General features: G+C 67.3%; 3 protein-coding genes. 1 reads left to right on the plus strand and 2 read right to left on the minus strand.

Annotated elements, in window-relative coordinates:
• Positions 1 to 185: SDR family oxidoreductase (locus tag G3N93_RS39065; protein ID WP_206135432.1), on the plus strand; the 185-nt coding region annotated here is incomplete at its 5' end.
• Between the two features lie 112 nt (positions 186 to 297).
• Here G3N93_RS39065 and G3N93_RS39070 read toward each other — a convergent pair.
• Both G3N93_RS39070 and G3N93_RS39075 read right to left on the minus strand, forming a co-directional pair.
• Positions 298 to 780, minus strand: a complete 483-nt coding sequence (locus G3N93_RS39070) for a cupin domain-containing protein (RefSeq protein WP_206135433.1) — start codon at positions 778 to 780, stop codon at positions 298 to 300.
• 355 nt (positions 781 to 1,135) lie between these two features.
• The gene (locus G3N93_RS39075) at positions 1,136 to 1,828 is read right to left on the minus strand and encodes a dihydrodipicolinate reductase (RefSeq protein WP_174932710.1); all 693 of its coding nucleotides are present in this window, start codon (positions 1,826 to 1,828) and stop codon (positions 1,136 to 1,138) included.
• Positions 1,829 to 1,966: the final 138 nt, after the last annotated feature.

Here is a 1,966-nt window from a genome sequence, read left to right on the forward strand (position 1 = left end):
CCGCGTCGGTCGCGGCGCAGATCGCGCGCGACATTCCGCTGGCGCGGATGGGCGAGCCGGAAGATATCGCGAACGCGATGCTGTTTCTCGCGTCGACCGATGCGGCGTACATCACGGGGCAGACGATCGTCGTCGACGGCGGTGCGACGTTGCCCGAGAGCGGGGCGGTGCTTGGCGGCGAGTGACGATGGACCGGGTAACGGCCGGCGGAACAGGGCGGGCCCGGCAGCCCGCTGCGAGCTTGCGCAGCGGGCTCGGCGTGTTCCGCGTGTTCCGCCGGGGGCATCTTCGCGTGAGTCAGTCCGGCATCCCGTTGTGGTCCCCGAGCGGCCTGTCGGGCCAGTCCACCCAGCGATCCGCGCGGGTCAGCTCATACGCCTCGTTCATCGGGTAGCGAATGCGGTTGTCGTCGCGCGGGCGTTCACCGATCACCATCAGCCGGACTTCGTCCTTCGTGTTGTTGATGAAGGTGTGGCAGATGCCGGTGCCCGCCGGAAACGCGATGGAATCGCCTTCGGCAACGGGGTGAAGCACGCCGTCGATCCAGACGTCGGGCTTGCCTTCGAGCACGTACACAAACTCCTGCTCGGTGCTTTCGGCATGCGGATAGGACGTGCGCCGGCCCGGCAGAAGCCTCACGTGATGGATGCCGATACGCGTGATGCCGAGCTCGGCGGAAAGCGGCGCGTCCAGCGCCATCGGCTCGGTGTCGCCGCGATAGCAATGCGCTTCCGGTTCTTCGAGCTCGGTCCAGTGCTTGATGAAATCGGGGCGGGTCATCGGTTGCACTCCTTTCGGGGGGATGTCGAGGGTAGCGGTTCAGGCGCCGACGTTAGCGGTGACTCGCGCCCCAGCTCGGCGAATGGACCTCGGCCGATAACTTACCAGCGAATGCGGCAGGACGATGGCTCGTCGAATTTCTCGACCGGTCGAGGCGGCGAAGCCGGCCGGCGTGATCGTGGCCGCCGGCCATTCGGGACGTCAGGTGCCGGTCGGAGCGATTCAGGGCGGCCCGGATGTCGCGGATCGGGCGATCGACGACATTCGCGGAAATCAGCACCGAACCGCTTCTTGCGTTGCGCAAAAAACGTCGGCGACGCGACGCACGCATGCCGGCCGCCGCGTATCGCCGCGACTACAGCCAGCCGTTGCGGATGAATTCGACGATCGAATAGCGGCGGTGCTCGAGATCGTGTTGTCGAACGGCGTCGACGATGCGCGATACGCCGTCTGCGTAAGGCGTCGCACCCACCACGCGCGATTCGAACTGCAGGCTGCACGCACCGTCGTCGATGCGGATCCGGTGAATCGCGTGGCGGCCGAGCTGATCGTCGGCGACCGCGAATTCGCTGCGTTGCACGTCCGGGTCGCGCACGGAGCGGATGTCTTCCGGCCGCACGCCGAGCGACTGGCCGATCCCGACGGCCGTGCCGGGGACAGACGTCTTGCCGGCCTGGTGCGACTCGGTCAGGCTGATCCGGCAGTCATGAAACAGGTGGCCGCTGGTTTCCAGCATGCTCATGAACTTGAGCATCAGGATGTTCGTGTTCGGGCACAGCACGACCGGGAACGCATGCGAGCCGGTTTCGAGCTCGGAGCCGGTCGACAGCTCGACGAGTGGCGATCCGGTGGCCTCGCAGAACGCGATCACATCAGGGAGTTCGCGGCCGGAACCGGCGTGCACGACGATCGTTCGGGCGTCGCTACGCTGCGCATCGTTGCGCGCGCTGTCCGACCAGGGGATCACGCGGCAGGTGGCCGGGTCGAGCCGGTGTGCGTCGAGCAGCTCGCTGGCCAGCTTGCCGGTTCCTACGACGAGTACTTGCATGGAATTGACGGGTTGAAGTTCAGGATTCGGGACGGGAGCGGCGCGGGCCGTCGTCGGGTGCCTCGGCACGGTCGCGGCGCGTCGCGCCGGAGCGGCCGCGCGTGTCGCTGCCGCCGGCGTCTGCCTTTGCCGTGCGCG

This window comes from Burkholderia sp. Se-20378, from assembly GCF_017104665.1.
Classification (GTDB): domain Bacteria; phylum Pseudomonadota; class Gammaproteobacteria; order Burkholderiales; family Burkholderiaceae; genus Burkholderia; species Burkholderia lata.